Source organism: Tabrizicola sp., assembly GCF_022842145.1.
Classification (GTDB): domain Bacteria; phylum Pseudomonadota; class Alphaproteobacteria; order Rhodobacterales; family Rhodobacteraceae; genus Tabrizicola.
In genome coordinates this window covers 71927-87060 of record NZ_JALHQD010000003.1, presented here as the reverse complement: position 1 = coordinate 87060, position 15134 = coordinate 71927, and the positions used below count along the sequence as shown (strand labels likewise).

The window sequence follows — 15134 nt, the reverse complement described above, 5'->3', positions numbered from 1 at the left end:
CAGTTGGTTCCTTCCGGCGCACTTCAGCATCACGCGCTGCCGCTTCCTCCGCCCGGTTGTTCGGGGCTTGTCGAAGCTATCCCGTCCCCGCACCTGCGATAGCGCGTCGGGTCCTGAAGGACAGGTAAGCGGGCCACGGCAAGCCTCATGTTCGCGTGTCCAACAGAATGGCAGGGTTGTCCGAAGGCTTAGATGATTTGGATCAATCACTGCTTTTTGGCCTCGAACACCGAGGTTCCGCCACAGATCAGGTGAACACCAAACGCCGGGCCGCTAGCCAGCTGGCAAGCGCCATGAGGCCCGCGGTCGCGAGGCAGAGCGGCAGGCCACCCATCTGGTAACTGAGGCCCGAGAGCAGGGTGCCGATCAGACGGCCCGTCGCGTTGGCCATGTAGTAGAAGCCCACATCGCGCGTGATCCGCTCGGTCGATCCATAGGCGAGGATCAGGTAGGAATGGACCGAGGAGTTGACCGCGAAGACGAAACCGAAAACCAGAAGGCCGCCAATGAGCGTTGCGGTCAGCCACGGGGCCGGCTCCTCTGCCAGCCACGCCGCCCCTGCCAGCAAGAAAGGGATCGGTACCAGGAGACCTGCCCAGCGGACCGCCTTGCGGGTGATCGCCGCTTCTGGCTGCGCCTTCGGCCCCAGCAGAAGCGGCGCCAAGGCCTGGACTGCACCATAGGCTATGATCCAGAGCGCGAGGAAGCCACCGATCAGGAAGAACGCCTCTCGCCGACCTTCGGGCGTGCCATCGGAAAGCACGGCCTGGAAGTAGACCGGAATGCCCACCACGAACCAGACGTCGCGTGCCCCGAACAAAAACAGGCGGGCAAGGCTAAGGCGGTTCACGCGCTTGTCCTTCGACCGCCAGCCACCCCAGGCCTCGTCCGACTTCATGCGGCCGGGCAGACCCGCTGGCAGAAACAGGACCACCGCCGTCAGAATTACCGCCAGCACAGCCGCCATGCCCCAGACCGCCGCGTGGAACCCGGCCAGTGCCAGCAGCGCCGCGCCAAGAAAGAAGCCCAGTCCCTTGACCGCGTTCTTCGATCCCGTCAGCACGGCGACCCATCGGAAAAGGCCGCCGTCCCCTTCCGGCGCCAAGAGTTTGACGGCGGATTTCGAGGACATCTTGGCCAGATCCTTGGCCACGCCCGATACCCCCTGCACCGCCATGACGAAGGCGACCGAGGCCGCAACGCTCCAGCCCGGATCAAGCTGTGCCAGCGCAATCAGCGCGCCGATCTGCAACGCCAGCCCACCATAAAGCGTTGCCGCCAAGCCGAACCGGGCCGCCAGCCAGCCTGCGGCGAGGTTGGTCACGATCCCCGCGACCTCATACAGCAGGAAGAGCCAGGCCAGCTGAACCGGGGTGAAGCCCAGCCCGTTGAAATGCAGCAGCACCAGCATCCGCAGCGCGCCATCCGACAGCATGAAGGCCCAGTAGGCGGCCGTTACCGCCGCATAGGCGCGCAGCGGGTTCCCGATGCTCACAGCGACCCCGCGACCATCCGCACGATGTCGGACAGGCGGCAGGCATAGCCCCATTCATTGTCATACCAGGCGTAGATCTTCACCTGCGTGTCGTTGGTGACCATGGTCGAGGGGCCGTCGATGATCGCGGACCGGGGGTCGTTGGTGAAGTCGCAGGACACCAGCGGCCGCGTCTCGTAGCCGAGGATGCCCCTCAGCGGACCTTCGGCCGCCGAAGCGAAAAGGGCGTTGACCTCCTCGACCGTGGTCGGACGCTCGACCTCGAAGACGCAGTCGGTCAGCGAGGCGTTCAGCAGCGGCACCCGAACGGCATGGCCGTTGAGCCGACCCTTGAGCTCCGGGTAGATCAGCGTGATCGCGGTGGCAGACCCGGTCGTGGTCGGGATAAGGTTCATCAGGGCCGACCGTGCCCGTCGCATGTCCTTGGCGGGGCGATCGACGATGGTCTGGGTATTCGTCACGTCGTGGATCGTGGTGATCGACCCGTGGCGGATTCCCAGCGCCTCGTGGATCACCTTGACCACCGGAGCCAGGCAGTTGGTGGTGCAGGACGCCGCTGTGATCAACGTCTGCGAACCATCGTAAAGGTCATGGTTCACCCCGTAGACAAGGTTCAGCGCGCCGCCGTCCTTGACCGGCGCCGAGACGACGACCTTCTTCACCCCGGCGGCATAGTAGGGCGCGACCTTGGCGGCGGTCTTGAAGACACCGGTGCAGTCGATGACCAGATCGACCCCCAACTCCGCCAATGGCAATGCGTCGATGGTCTTCTCATGCTTCAGGCGGATGGACTTTCCGCCCAGCACCAGAGCGCCCTGCCCCGCGGCAACGGGCCTCCGCCAGCGACCGTGAACACTGTCGAACTCCATCAGAAGCGCGTGCTGCTCGGCGTCGCCCACCGGATCGTTCAGCAGAACGATCTCGCCCCCGGCGCCGGTGTCGATCAGGTCGCGCAGGACAAGCTTTCCGATCCGGCCAAGGCCATTCAGTGCGATGCGGGTCATGGGCTACGCCTTTGCTTCGGTGTCGCTGCCGATAGCATCGACGCCGGACTGGAGGGACATCCGACTAAGCGAGTCGAAGGGAAGTTCGACAAACGCCATGATGCGCCGGCGCAGGGCCGTGTAGGTCTGAGCGAAGACCAGCGCCTTCTCGGCATCGGTGCCCGTCGCCTTGACCGGATCGGGCAGGCCCCAGTGGCCGGTGATTGGCTGGCCGGGCCAAGGCGGGCATTCTTCGGCCGCAGCCGTGTCGCAGACCGTGAAGACGAAATCCATGACGATGGACCCCGGTTGCTGGAACTCCGAGATGTGCTTGGCGCGCAAACCGCTGGTGTCGTGACCGTTGCGCCGCAGCACCTCCAGCGCGAAGGGGTTCAACTCGGTGTTCGGCCGAGTCCCGGCCGAGAACGCCTGGAACCTGCCGCGGCCAAGATCGCGCAACAGCGCCTCGGAGAAGATCGAGCGGGCCGAGTTGCCCGAGCAGATGAAGAGAACGTCGAAATCGGTGTCGCGCATGGCGGCGTCCTTTCGGGCAATGATCAGGGGGGCAAGAAGATCAGGTCTGGCGCGACCCACATCCAGTGCGAGGTAACCGATCAGGGCCTCGGTCACCTCCAGATTGACCGCGTAGAACAGCGAACGCCCGTGCCGCTTTACCGTGACCAGCCCCGCGGCGGTGAGGTCGGCGAGATGGTGCGACAGCGTGTTCTGCTTCAGCCCCAGCGCTTCAGCAATCTCGGTCGGCCGCACCCCTTGCGGGGCGAAGCGCATCAGCAGTCGGAAGACCGACAACCGGCCGGGATGGCCGAGCGTGGCAAAGGCCGAGATTGCAAAATTCTGATCCATATTTCCTGAATGCCGGAAATATGGATGTGCGTCCAGTGAAGGTTTGATGACACGCGCAATGGCAAGCTGGGGCGGCCGCAGGTGGGCAAGACGGTATGCAGCCCCTGATCCGCTTCTTCACGTCCGGCGAAAATCAGGCCACTCGTTGCCCCTGCACCCATACGCCACGCAAGGCTCCTGCCGTGCCGACCCGCGCGACCCGGACCAGGTCGGCCCGCGCTTCAAGCCTGATCGTTCCCCGGTCCGACAGCCCCACAGCCTCGGCGGGGGCCTTCGTGACCGTGGCGATCCCGCGCGATACATCCCCCCAAAGGTCCCCCAGCATCAGCGCCGCCGAGAGAAGGGACGATGGCACGTAGTCGGAGGAGACGATGTCCAGAAGTGTGGCCTCGGCAAGGTCCGCGGCGGCGACGTTGCCGGAATGGCTGCCGCCACGGATGAGGTTGGGCGCACCCATCATCACCTTGATACCGTAGTCGTTGCAGGCCCGGGCGGCCTCGAGCGTGGTGGGGAACTCCGCGAAATGCGCGCCGTGTTGGGCCGAGCGGGCGACGTGGCTGATGTCGGTGTCGTCATGGCTGGCCAGCACCGCGCCGTAGCGGCGGGCGGCGGCGACGGCGGCGGCTTCGTGCGCTGCACCGTGGCGGGCGGAAAGCGCCTTCTGCGTCGCCACATGCGTTTCAAACTCGGCCTCGTTGATGCCGTGCTTGCCCATGACATACTTGCGCAGTTGCGTCAGGTCGCGGAACTGCCGCTCGCCCGGCGTGTGGTCCATCAGGCTGACGATGCCGATCCGGTCCTCGGGGCCGAACTTGTCCAGCTCCTCGACCAGGGTTTCCGAGCAGACCTCGGCCCGCAGGTGCAGTAAATGGCTGATCTTCAGCGCACCCCCGGCCCGGAGTCCGAGAATCTCGTCGGCCAGCGAGCGGGCGTATTCCCCGTAGTTGGCCTTGGCGTTGGAGACCACGGAGCCGACACGCAGGGCATCGAAGACCGTCGTGATCCCGACGCTCGCCAGTTCCGCGTCATGTGCGATGATGGCGGCGGCATGGGGCCAGTCGACCTGGGGGCGCGGCTCGATGTGGCGTTCCAGGTTGTCGGTGTGCAGCTCGATCAGGCCGGGCATGACCAGATCACCGCCGCAGTCTTCGGCCCCGGCGGGAACGCCCTGGCCTTCGGCGATGTCCGCGATCCTGCCGTCGACGATCCGGACCTGTCCGCGCAGAGTCTGGTCCGGCAGGACAAGGGTGGCATTGGCCAGAATGGTTTCGCGGGTCATGGTGTCCTCTTGGGTCTTGCGGTCGGAACTGCGCCGGCGTCTGGTGACATGGCCCCGTCACACCCGTGTGACAAAAGCCGTCTAACCCGGCCCGCATGGACCAGATGCAGCGCTATGCCGTCTACTACGCCCCGCGCGAGGGGGCCTTTGCCTTCCGGGCGAACGAGTGGCTTGGCCACGAGCCCGGCAATGGCCGAGAACTGCCGCAGCCGGTGCTGCCGGGGATCGGCGATCCCCGCGACATCACTGCTGAGCCGCGCCGCTACGGCTTCCACGGCACGATCCGGGCGCCGTTCCGCCCGGCGGCGGGTGAGGGTGAGGAGACGATCCGCGGCATGGTTTCGGACCTCGCCGCGCGGCTTGCGCCGGTGGTCTGCGACGGGCTTCAGGTCGAAACACTGCACGGTTTCGTCGCCCTGACGCCCACGGGATGCGAGGCGGCGCTGTTGAAACTGGGCGCGGCCGTGGTCGAAGGGACGGACGCGCTGCGCGCCCCTCTGACCGAGACCGAGATCGCCCGTCGCCGACCCGACCGCCTCTCGCCGCGCCAGCGCGAGCTTCTGGACCGCTGGGGCTATCCGCTTGTCATGGAAGAGTTTCGCTTCCACCTGACGCTTACCGACCGGTTGGACCAGCCCGAACCCGTCCGCGCCGCGCTGGAGGACTACTTCGCCCCGGTCCTGCCGCATCCCTTCGTGATCGAGGACCTGTGCCTCTTCGGCGAGGACCGGTCCGGCCGTTTCCATCTGCTCCACCGTTACGCCCTCTCCGGCTGAAGCACGGCCAGAAGGCGGGCCGTTCCGATTTCGGGGCTGGCGTCGTTCACCACGGTCTGGAAGGTGATCCCCTCGGGCATGACGAAAGCGGCACGGGAGAGCCGCTCGCGGATATCCTCCGCCGTCTCGCGGCCCCGGGCGGCCAGGCGCGCGGCGAGGATGAGGTCTGGCGCGCTTACAAGGATCACGCGGAGGCCGGGGAAGACCCGGGCGGCCTCGGGCAAAGCGGCGCGGCTGCCATTGAAGATCACGTCGCCGGGGCCAGTGACCTGGGCTTTCGGGATGCCGTAGGATAGGCCATGGGCCTGCCAGGTCAGGGCGAAATCGCCATGGGTCGTGCGGTTTGCGAATTCCTCGGGGGTGACGCCCTCGAAATCCTCGCCGCCGGCTTCGGTCGGACGGGTGATGACGCGTCGGACGAGACGAAGGCCGGGTCGGGCGGCCAGCGCGCCCCGGATCAGCGTATCCTTCCCCGCGCCAGAGGGTCCGACGATGGCAAAGATCATGCCGCTGCCCGTGGTGTGAAGCCGGTCACATCCACCAGCCGGTCGCAGACCCAGGAACGGGCACCTTCATCGTGGAAGATGCCCAGGATCGCCGCGCCCCGTACCTTGGCCTCTTCAATCAACGTCAGCACCACCTCACGGTTGGTGGCGTCGAGGCTGGCGGTGGGTTCGTCCAGAAGAAGTGCCGGATAGGCATGGGCGAAGCCGCGCGCGATGTTGACCCGCTGTTGTTCCCCGCCCGAGAAGGTGGTCGGCGACAGGGCCCAGAGCCGTTCAGGGATGTTCAGGCGCTTCAGAAGGCTGGCCGCGCGGTCGCGAGCCTCATCGGCCGGGTTGCCCAAAGCCAGCAGCGGCTCGGCCACCACATCCAACGTGGGCACGCGGGGGACGACGCGGAGGAATTGGCTGACGTAGCCAAGCGTGTGACGGCGGAGCGCGATGATCTCGCGCGGCTCGGCGGTGGCGACGTCGGTGCCGCCCACGATCAAGCTACCGCCAGCGGTGAGGTAGTTGCCGTAGACCATCCGCATCAGCGTGGATTTCCCGGCGCCAGATTGCCCGGTGAGGCCCACGCATTCTCCGGGGCTGACGGTCAGCGAAGCGCCGCCCATGACCGGGATCACCGCGCCGCCCTGGTTGTGCAGGGTGAAGGACTTTGACAGGTTTTCTATACAGATCATTAACTTACACCTGCAAGACGGACGAGACAAGAAGCTGGGTATAGGCGTGCTGCGGGTCGTCGAGGACCTGATCAGTCAGGCCCTGCTCCACCACACGGCCGGATTTCATCACCATCAGCCGATGCGCCAGCAGTCGGACGACAGCCAGGTCGTGGGTCACGATGATGACGGAAAGTCCCATGTCACGCACCAGCCCGCGCAACAGGTCCAGAAGCCGCGCCTGCACACTGACATCAAGGCCGCCCGTGGGTTCGTCCATGAACACCAGCCGGGGCGAGGTCACCAGGTTCCGCGCGATCTGCAACCGTTGCTGCATCCCGCCCGAAAAGGACGAGGGGCGGTCATCCACCCGGTCCGCAGCGATCTCGACCCGTCCCAGCCAGTCCACCGCCTTGCCCCGAATCTGGCCGTAATGCCGCGCTCCCACGGCCATCAACCGCTCGCCCACATTTCCGCCCGCGCTGACTCCCATCCGCAACCCGTCGCGCGGGTTTTGGTGGACATAGGCCCAGTCGGTGCGGCCAAGCCGCCGCCGATCCGTCTCGGACATCGCCAGCACGTCGCGCCCGTCATAGGCGATCCGACCGAGGTCCGCGCGCTGGTGGCCCGCGAGGCAGGAAAGCAGCGTCGACTTTCCGGACCCGCTTTCGCCCACAATCCCAAGCACCTCGCCGGGATAAAGGTCGAAAGACACATCCGCGCAGCCGATGCGGGCGCCGTAGCGCTTCGTAAGGTTCTCGACGGTCAACAGCGGCTGGTCCGGGTCACGCATCTTCTGCGGGAAGTCGGTGCTGTGCAGGGTCATGCCGCTTCTCCCAGCCGTCCGACATGTCCTTCCGCCCGCCGTCCGGCGCAGAAATCGGTGTCCGAACAGACGAACATCCGCCCGCCCTGATCGTCGGTGATCACCTCGTCCAGGTAGCTGGCCCTGGCCCCGCAAAGGTCACAGTCATGCGGGGCTTTCGAGGTCTCGAACGGGTGGTCGTCGAAGTCGAGACTTACCGCCTCGGTCCAGGGCGGCAACGCATAGATCCGCTGTTCGCGGCCCGCCCCAAACAGCTGGATCGCCGGGTTGCCGGAAAGCTTGGGGTTGTCGAACTTGGGGATCGGCGAGGGGTCCATTACATAGCGCCCCTCGACCTTCACCGGATAGGCGTAGGACGTCGCAATCTGGCCGTGCCGAGCGATGTCCTCATACAACTTCACGTGCATCAGCCCGTATTCCTCCAGCTCGTGCATCTTCCGCGTCTCGGTCTCGCGCGGTTCAAGGAAGCGTAAGGGTTCCGGGATCGGGACCTGGTAGACCAGGATCTGCCCCTCGGTCATCGGCGTCTCGGGGATGCGGTGGCGGGTCTGGATCAAAGTCGCCTCTGGGGTGGACTCGGTTACCGCGACACCAGCCGTGCGCTGGAAGAAACGGCGGATGCTGACGGCGTTGGTGGTGTCGTCGGCGCCCTGGTCGATGACCTTCAGCCGGTCCTCGGGGACAAGGCAGGCGGCCGTCACCTGCACCCCGCCGGTGCCCCAGCCATAAGGCATCGGCATCTCGCGGCTGGCGAAGGGGACCTGATAGCCCGGCACCGCGATCCCCTTCAGGATCGCGCGTCGGATCATCCGCTTGGTCTGCTCGTCAAGGTAGGCGAAGTTGTAGGCGTCCGCGTGGGAACCGGCGTCAAGCATGGGAATTGCCTCCGAAAGGAGTGTGCATCATGGACATCTCGACCATCGCCTGGATGTGTGTCGGCGTCGCGGTCCTGGGCTTCGCGCCCCTGTGGTGGCGGTAGGTCATTCCGCCGCCTCCTGCAGCGCCATGGCCTCGGCCCGCAGCTTGCGGACCAGCTCCAGCTCGGCCTGGAAGTCGACGTAGTGCGGCAATTTGATGTGCTCCAGGAACCCGGTGGCCTGGATGTTGTCGCAGTGCATCAGGACGAATTCCTCGTCCTGGGCAGGGGCGCCGGTGAAGTCCTCGCCCAGCTCTTGCCAACGTAGCGCGCGGTCGACAAGGCTCATCGCGATGGCCTTGCGTTCAGACTGGCCCATGACAAGACCGTAGCCCCGGGTGAACTGTGGCGGCTCGGTGCGGGAGCCCTTGAACTGGTTCACCGTCTCGCATTCCGTCAGCTCGATCTCGCCGATCTCGACAGCGAAACCCAGTTCCGGGATATCGACCTCGACAAGCACAGTGCCGATGCGAAGTTCACCGACAAAGGCATGGGTGCGCCCATAGCCGCGCTGGGTAGAGTAGGCCATCGACAGCACGAACCCCTCATCGCCCCGCGTCAGCGCCTGCAGCCGCAGCGCGCGGTCGGCGGGACGCTCCATCGGCTCGCGCGTCAGGTCGGGCGGCGTGGCGTCGGAGGGATCTGCTGTCTCGATCAACCCGTCGCGGTTGAGGAAGCTGGTGACATGTGGAACGCGGGTTTCCCTGTCACCCCCGCCCTCCTCCCCAAGCGGCGTTTGAGTGTCGACCGCTGCGCCTTCGGCCATCAGTGCAAAGTCCAAAAGTCGGTGCGTATAGTCGAAGGTCGGCCCCAGAACCTGCCCGCCGGGAAGGTCCTTGAAAGTCGCGCTGATGCGCCGGTCCACCGCCATCGCGCCTGTATCGACGGGGCTTGAACCAGCGAATCGAGGCAAGGTGGTCCGATAGGCCCGGATCAGGAAGACCGCCTCGATCAGGTCGCCCCGCGCCTGCTTGATCGCAAGCGCCGCAAGGTCGGGGTCGTAAAGCGAGCCCTCGGCCATCACCCGGTTGACCGCCAACCGCATCTGTTCCCGGATCTGCGGGATGGTGAGTTCCGGCACCGCCGGGTCACCCCGCCGCTCTTCCGCCAGCCACTGGTGCGCATTGTCGATGGCGCGTTCGCCACCCTTGACGGCCACATACATCAGATCGCCTCCACGCGGGTGGATCGGGGCAGACCTGCTATCTGGTCGCCGACGGTGAAAAGGGTGTCGAAGCCCAACGGGAACAGCGCCCGGTTTGCGCGAAAGGCCGCGGTTTCCGGCAGGTTCAGCCAGGCTGCGGTCTCGATCCCTGGCCCGGTCAGGGCGGCGCCGTGGTTCGCCAGCCGGTCGACCTCGACGATCAGCGTGGCCGAGCGGTCAGGGTAGTCGGGCTGGCCGATCTTGAAGCGGTGGATGGGTTGCAGGGCCTGCCAGGTTCCGACCGCAAAATCTGCATCCTCGGCGCACGAGAGCGGCGCACCAATGTGAAAGGCCACCCAGTCGCGGACGGCCGGGCAGTCGGCCGCACCCGCAAGGTGCAAGCGCGTGGTCGGGTCGGTCAGGACCAGCAAAGCCACCCCCGCCGCAACCGACAGAGGCACGGGCGGCGCGGCACCCTGAACGCGGCGTATCCAGCCGGGGCGTGCCATGGCCTCAAGGATTTCGCGGAAGGCGCGCGCGGATTGCACAGGGGCCTCGGTGAAGCCGCCTTCAAGTGCGTCAGCGATCATTTGTCCTCTCCCCGGACCATGGTGAAGAAATCGACCTTGGTGCCCGCCGCCTTCGCCGCGCGGACAGCCCGGCGGGCCTGGGCATCCGATGCCAAAGGCTGCAGAACCCGCGCGGCCAGATCAGCCGCCAGATCGCCTTGCATCAGCGCGTCCACTGCCGCCGCCCGCAGCGCATGACCCTTGTCCCGGCCCTGCACCCAGGCATGTCCAACCTCGCCCGTCGCCAACCGGACCGAGGCGCGGGTGACGGTCATCTCACCCAGATTGAAGGCCGCACCCGTGGCCCCCACCCGGCCCCGCACCATCACCGCACCGATCTCGGGCTGGCGAAGTACAGTATGGGTCGGCAGGTCCGGCAGCAGGTCAGCTAGACGCGCAGGTGGCGCCTTGGCAAGCACCGCCATCCACGTCTTGCGGTCAGGGAGAGAGGCAAGTGTCATCGGCGTCTCGACAGGTTTGGGGGGTTGTCTAGCTATCTATACAACTATACAAATCTTACCTGACGGCTGGCCCGCGGCCAATCGAAGACTTGTGAAATTTTCATGACAGGAGAAGAAGTTGAAAGATCCCCTCTGGTCCGCCATCGCCGCGACCCTGACGGCCGAGATCGGCTCGGGCCACTACCGCCCCGGCGACAGGCTTCCGACGGAGGCCGCATTGGCCACCCGCTTCGGGGTTAACCGCCACACCGTCCGGCATGCCCTTGCGGCGCTGGCAGAACGAGGTCTGGTCCGGTCGCGTCAAGGGGCTGGGGTGTTTGTCGAACAGCGCCCGACGGACTATCCCCTGGGCCGCCGGGTGCGCTTTCACCAGAACGTGCTTGCGGCGGGCCAGACCCCCTCACGCCGGATCAGCCGGACCGAGACGCGACCTTGCGATGCCGAAGAGGCGCGGGCCTTGCGGCTGCACCCGGGCGATGCGGTGCATGTCGTGGAAGGTGTGTCACTGGCCGATGGCCAACCGATCGCCGCGTTCCGCTCGGTCTTCCCGGCCAGCCGGTTTCCCGATTTGCTGGCGGTGATCCGGGAGACCGGGTCGATCACCCGGTCGCTGGCGGCATCGGGCCTGCCAGATTACACCCGCGCCGAGACGCGACTTACGGCTCAGCTTGCCGATCCGGTGCTGGCCGTGGCGCTTGCCGTGAGGTCGGGGGCGCCGGTGCTGCGGACAGTGGCGGTGAACGTGGACCCGGCGGGCGGTCCGGTCGAACATGGGCTGACCTGGTTCGCCGGGGAAAGGGTTACGCTGACAGTGGCGGATCAGCCCTGATACTTCTCCAGGAAAGCTTCAGCTTTCAGCGATCGAAAGTCCATCAGAGCGGCCCGTAGCCGGTCATGCGACCAGTCCCACCAGGCCAGCGCCATCAGCCGATCAGCGATGCCGGGCGCAAAGCGGGGGCGCAGGGGCTCTGCGGGGATGCCAGCCATGATCATGTAGGGCGGCACGTCCTTCGTCACCACCGCCCCCGACGCGATGACGGCTCCGGCGCCGATGGTTACTTCTGGCTTCACAATCACTCCGTGGCCAAGCCAGGTGTCCGGTCCGATCACCGTCCGGCGGCTGGCGCGGTGGGCCATGAACTCCGCGTCGTTGGGGATGTCGTCCCAGTATGAGGTGGAGCGATAGAGGAAGTGGTGCAGGCTTGCGTTCGCCATCGGGTGGTCGGTCGGACCGATCCGCGTCAGCGCGGCGATGTTGGCAAATTTTCCGACCGTGGTGTTGGCAATGTCCGACAGCCTGTCACAATAGGCGTAGTCCTCGAAGGTCGAGTTCAGCACGCGCGACCCCTCCCCCACCTCGCACCAGGCGCCGAAGTCGGAGTTGACGATCTGGCAGCCAGGATGAACGACGGGTTGAGTGGCGGAAAGCTTTGGCACGTCAGGTGCCCTTGATGAGCTTGCGCCGCAGCCAGCCCGAAAGGCTGTCCATCAGCATGACCATCAACACGATCAGGACCATGTAATAGGCGACCTCTTCCCAGTCCTTCTGCGTGATGATCGCCTGGGTCAGCAACAGCCCGATTCCCCCGCCGACGATGGCCCCGATCACCGTGGCGCTGCGGGTGTTGGATTCCAGGTAGTAAAGCACCTGCGACAGCAGGACCGGCGTGATCTGCGGAATCACCCCGAAGCGGGCGCGCTGCAGGCTGTTGGCACCAGTGGACTGGATGCCCTCGACCTGTTTCTCGTCGATGTTCTCCAGCGCCTCCGAGAAGGTCTTGCCGAATGTGCCGACATCGGTGATCGCGATGGCGATGGCCCCGGTCATCGGCCCCGGTCCGAAGGCGCGGCTCAGAATGATGGTCCAGATCAACCCGTCCACCCCGCGGATGAAGTCGAACACACGGCGGGCAGCAAATCGTAACGGACCAAGCGGGTTGAAGTTGCGGGCGGCCAGGAAGCCCAGCGGCAAGGCCACCAGTGCTGCGGTCATCGTGCCAAGAAAGGCCATCAGGATCGTCTCGAAGATCGCCCAGGCCACGTCCCCGTGCCGCCACATCTTGTTGGTCCAGAACTCGGCCACCATGTAGCCCAGGTTCGACCGGGCCGGGTCGATCCGGTCGGCGGTAGTGGCCAGACCTACAAGCTCACCAATGGACTTGCCGTAGAACGGGCTGTCGAGGGTAAAGGCCCACAGCTCCCAGCCCGGCTCGTATTTGAACGTCTCAACCTTGGAGCGGGAGTAGCTGAACCTGCCCGCCGTGGTGGTGATCGAAACTTTGTTTTCGGCTACAGAAATCCAATCCGGGATCGGCTCTGGAGCGGTCATGACTGGCTTGCCGCCCACGGGGCGGATGTCGATGGTGCCGTAGCCGGGCACAACATAACGCGCGCCCTTCTCGTCGTAGGTGACGATATGGCCTTCACCAAGGTCGATGTGCGCGACCTTGCCGGTGACGGTGACCCAGTCCGGCAGCATGCCTTCGGGATAGGTGCCCTTGTTCTCACCCTCGATGGCGACGGTGACGCCGCCAGAGCGGTTGTCGCGGGTGACATGGGTCTTGTGAGACCAGAAGTCGGACAGCAGGATCGCGGCGTTGTCGAAGCGGGCGCGCTGCGCGAGGCCCGCAAGGTCAAAGCTGATTGCGGCGTAGACGAGATAAGCCAGGATCCCCGTGGGGATGGCGAAGGCCATCCGGCGTCGGATGGCAAAGCTGCGCGTGACACTGTCGGCCAGCGTGGGGGAAATCGTTGCGGTCATGGCGTCAGGTCCCCTTCACCAGCTTGTTCCGATAATGGTCGGACACCCGGTCGATGACCACGATGGCTAGGAAGAGCAGCGCAAAGATCGCCACCACCTCGTCATAACGCCCCTGCCCCCACTGCATCGCTAGTTTCAGATCATGGCCAATGCCGCCTTCGCCGACAAAGCCCAGGATGGCCGAGGCGCGCACGTTGATCTCGAAGCGAAGGAGGGCATAGCTCAGCCAGTTCGGAGCGACCTGCGGGATCACCCCAAGCCACATGCGCTGCGACCAGTTGGCGCCGACCGAGGCGAGTCCCTCGACCGGTTTGAGGTCGGCGTTCTCAGCGACCTCGGAGAAGAGCTTGCCCAAGGCACCACCGGTGTGCAGCGCAATGGCGATGACGGCGGGGACCGGGCCACCGCCAAGGATGTAGATCAGCACTAGCGCAATCACGATCTCGGGGATGGCCCGCAAGGCGTCCATCGTGCGGCGAAAGAGAGGGATTGCGCGCGGCCAGCGAGCGAGGCCGCGCGTCGCCAGAAGCGACAGTGCCATTGCAGCCAACGCGCCCAGAAGGGTGGCGACAGCGGCGATGTTCAGCGTCTCGATCAGCGCGGGAACATGTGCGACGAAGATCGCAGGCAGCAGCGCGCGCTTCTCCCATGCCTCGCTCAGCACCTCGGACGGGAAGTCGAAAACCTGGTGCAGGCCGTTCAGGAACCCGCCGGCGTTGCGATCCTCGGCCACGGACCAGCCCGAGGCCATGAGCGCGACGAACACCACCAAGAGGATACCGCCATACATCCGCTTGCGGCGCACCATTTCCAGGTAGGCTTCGCGCGGGTCGGCAAGATTGGGGCGCGGGCCGGGGGCCGGACCGAAGGCAGCGTCAACCATGAGATCATCCGGATATGAAAATGCCGGCCCCCCATGGTGGGGGGCCGGCGACACGTCATGAAAGCTTACATGCCTTCCTGCATCTTGCGGGCGGCCAGGATGCCCTCGTAGGCCGACTGTTCAACCGGGACGAAGTCCTTGGCTTCGCCAGCCGCGACGGCATAGGCGCATTCCGGGTCGGTTTGCCACAGGTCGTCGGTCAACTGGGTGACCTTGTCCTTCACCTCCTGCGGCAGGGCCTTGCGAACGACCATCGGGCCTTCCGGGATCAGCGCCGAGCGCCAGATTTCCACCAGGTTCGACATGTCGACCAACCCCGCATCGGCGGCCTTGCGGAACGCGCCGTTGGTGTAGCCATCTTCCCAGTTGCCCAAGCCGTCGGCCCAGGACACGCCCGCGTCGAAGTCGCCGTTTGCAACACCGACGATGGTCTGTTCATGCCCGCCGGACATCTTCACTTCCGAGAAGTAGGTCTTCAGGTCGCCATACTTGGCCGCCAGTTCGGCACCGGGGACCAGATAACCCGAGGTCGAGTTCGGGTCGGCGAAGGCAAAGGTCTTGCCCTTGGCGTCCTCGATCGAGGTGATGCCGGCGTCCTTGCGCGCGAAAGCGATGGAGTAGTAGCCGGTAGAGCCGTCAGTGTTCTGCTTTGTCAGCTTCAGTTCGACGGCCTCCGGGTCGGTCAGGTAGACCTTGGCGTAGGCCGAGGCGCCAAGCCAGGCATAGTCCAGCGTGCCGCCAAGCAGGCCCTGGATCACGCCGTCATAGTCGGCAGGGGTGAAGATCTTGACCGGAACGCCAAGCTCGGCCTCGATCTTGGCGCGGAAGCATTCGTTCGAGGTCAAGCGGTCCTGGGCGTTCTCGCCGCCAAGGATGCCGATGTTGAATTCCTTGATTTCCTGGGCGGTCGCCGCAGTGGCGATCAGCGAAACAAGGGCAGTTGCAGTGAGCAGCTTTTGCATGGGGTCTCCATGAAGGTTGTGGCCAAACGTGGCCGGGAAAACTTGGGGGT

General features: G+C 65.5%; 17 protein-coding genes. 2 read left to right on the top strand and 15 right to left on the bottom strand.

What is annotated here, in order from left to right; translation table 11 throughout:
• Positions 1–247: 247 nt before the first annotated feature.
• The 4 genes from arsJ to Q0C42_RS08600 all read right to left on the bottom strand — a co-directional run bounded on the left by arsJ (position 248) and on the right by Q0C42_RS08600 (position 4621).
• Positions 248–1495 carry an organoarsenical effux MFS transporter ArsJ gene (gene arsJ, locus Q0C42_RS08615; protein ID WP_295074426.1) on the bottom strand — a complete coding sequence of 416 codons (1248 nt, stop codon included), beginning with the start codon at positions 1493–1495 and terminating at the stop codon, positions 248–250.
• Entirely contained in the window at positions 1492–2499 is a 1008-nt protein-coding gene (locus tag Q0C42_RS08610) for an ArsJ-associated glyceraldehyde-3-phosphate dehydrogenase (protein ID WP_295074425.1), read from the bottom strand. The genes arsJ and Q0C42_RS08610 overlap by 4 nt, the downstream gene beginning before the upstream one ends.
• Before the next feature lie 3 nt (positions 2500–2502).
• The gene (locus tag Q0C42_RS08605; protein ID WP_295074424.1) at positions 2503–3342 is read right to left on the bottom strand and encodes a metalloregulator ArsR/SmtB family transcription factor; all 840 of its coding nucleotides are present in this window, start codon (positions 3340–3342) and stop codon (positions 2503–2505) included.
• A gap of 133 nt (positions 3343–3475) precedes the next feature.
• Complete coding sequence (locus Q0C42_RS08600) at positions 3476–4621, bottom strand: alpha-D-ribose 1-methylphosphonate 5-triphosphate diphosphatase (RefSeq protein ID WP_295074423.1); 1146 nt, start codon at positions 4619–4621, stop codon at positions 3476–3478.
• A gap of 104 nt (positions 4622–4725) precedes the next feature.
• Here Q0C42_RS08600 and Q0C42_RS08595 point away from each other — a divergent pair, with 104 nt between their 5' ends.
• Positions 4726–5397 carry a DUF1045 domain-containing protein gene (locus Q0C42_RS08595; protein ID WP_367115723.1) on the top strand — a complete coding sequence of 224 codons (672 nt, stop codon included), beginning with the start codon at positions 4726–4728 and terminating at the stop codon, positions 5395–5397.
• Here Q0C42_RS08595 and phnN read toward each other — a convergent pair.
• The 7 genes from phnN to phnG form a co-directional block, all read right to left on the bottom strand.
• On the bottom strand, positions 5379–5903 hold the full coding sequence (gene phnN, locus Q0C42_RS08590) for a phosphonate metabolism protein/1,5-bisphosphokinase (PRPP-forming) PhnN (protein WP_295074421.1): 525 nt from the start codon (positions 5901–5903) through the stop codon (positions 5379–5381). The genes Q0C42_RS08595 and phnN overlap by 19 nt on opposite strands.
• Positions 5900–6583, bottom strand: coding sequence for a phosphonate C-P lyase system protein PhnL (phnL, locus tag Q0C42_RS08585; RefSeq protein WP_295074420.1), 684 nt, complete (start codon positions 6581–6583; stop codon positions 5900–5902). The genes phnN and phnL overlap by 4 nt, the downstream gene beginning before the upstream one ends.
• 4 nt (positions 6584–6587) lie before the next feature.
• Positions 6588–7355 carry a phosphonate C-P lyase system protein PhnK gene (gene phnK, locus Q0C42_RS08580; protein ID WP_295075311.1) on the bottom strand — a complete coding sequence of 256 codons (768 nt, stop codon included), beginning with the start codon at positions 7353–7355 and terminating at the stop codon, positions 6588–6590.
• Positions 7356–7384: 29 nt separating this feature from the next.
• Positions 7385–8263 carry an alpha-D-ribose 1-methylphosphonate 5-phosphate C-P-lyase PhnJ gene (locus tag Q0C42_RS08575; RefSeq protein WP_295074419.1) on the bottom strand — a complete coding sequence of 293 codons (879 nt, stop codon included), beginning with the start codon at positions 8261–8263 and terminating at the stop codon, positions 7385–7387.
• 105 nt (positions 8264–8368) lie between these two features.
• Complete coding sequence (locus Q0C42_RS08570; protein WP_295074418.1) at positions 8369–9469, bottom strand: carbon-phosphorus lyase complex subunit PhnI; 1101 nt, start codon at positions 9467–9469, stop codon at positions 8369–8371.
• Entirely contained in the window at positions 9469–10038 is a 570-nt protein-coding gene (gene phnH / locus Q0C42_RS08565; protein ID WP_295074417.1) for a phosphonate C-P lyase system protein PhnH, read from the bottom strand. The genes Q0C42_RS08570 and phnH overlap by 1 nt, the downstream gene beginning before the upstream one ends.
• Positions 10035–10478 (bottom strand): phosphonate C-P lyase system protein PhnG, encoded by a 444-nt coding sequence (gene phnG, locus Q0C42_RS08560; RefSeq protein ID WP_295074416.1) that lies wholly within the window; start codon positions 10476–10478, stop codon positions 10035–10037. The genes phnH and phnG overlap by 4 nt, the downstream gene beginning before the upstream one ends.
• A 118-nt stretch (positions 10479–10596) precedes the next feature.
• Between phnG and phnF the strand changes: the two genes are divergently transcribed.
• Complete coding sequence (phnF, locus tag Q0C42_RS08555; RefSeq protein WP_295074415.1) at positions 10597–11307, top strand: phosphonate metabolism transcriptional regulator PhnF; 711 nt, start codon at positions 10597–10599, stop codon at positions 11305–11307.
• On the opposite strand, the gene Q0C42_RS08550 is transcribed toward phnF, so the two are convergent.
• The 4 genes from Q0C42_RS08550 to phnD all read right to left on the bottom strand — a co-directional run bounded on the left by Q0C42_RS08550 (position 11298) and on the right by phnD (position 15084).
• Positions 11298–11915 (bottom strand): chloramphenicol acetyltransferase, encoded by a 618-nt coding sequence (locus Q0C42_RS08550; RefSeq protein WP_295074414.1) that lies wholly within the window; start codon positions 11913–11915, stop codon positions 11298–11300. The genes phnF and Q0C42_RS08550 overlap by 10 nt on opposite strands.
• A gap of 1 nt (position 11916) precedes the next feature.
• Positions 11917–13239, bottom strand: a complete 1323-nt coding sequence (gene phnE / locus Q0C42_RS08545; RefSeq protein ID WP_295074413.1) for a phosphonate ABC transporter, permease protein PhnE — start codon at positions 13237–13239, stop codon at positions 11917–11919.
• A 4-nt stretch (positions 13240–13243) separates the two neighbouring features.
• A complete protein-coding gene (gene phnE / locus Q0C42_RS08540) occupies positions 13244–14122 on the bottom strand; it encodes a phosphonate ABC transporter, permease protein PhnE (RefSeq protein WP_295074412.1) in 879 nt (292 codons plus the stop codon).
• A gap of 65 nt (positions 14123–14187) precedes the next feature.
• Positions 14188–15084: a phosphonate ABC transporter substrate-binding protein gene (gene phnD / locus Q0C42_RS08535; RefSeq protein ID WP_295074411.1), complete on the bottom strand. Its 897-nt coding sequence runs from the start codon at positions 15082–15084 to the stop codon at positions 14188–14190.
• Positions 15085–15134 lie beyond the last annotated feature (50 nt).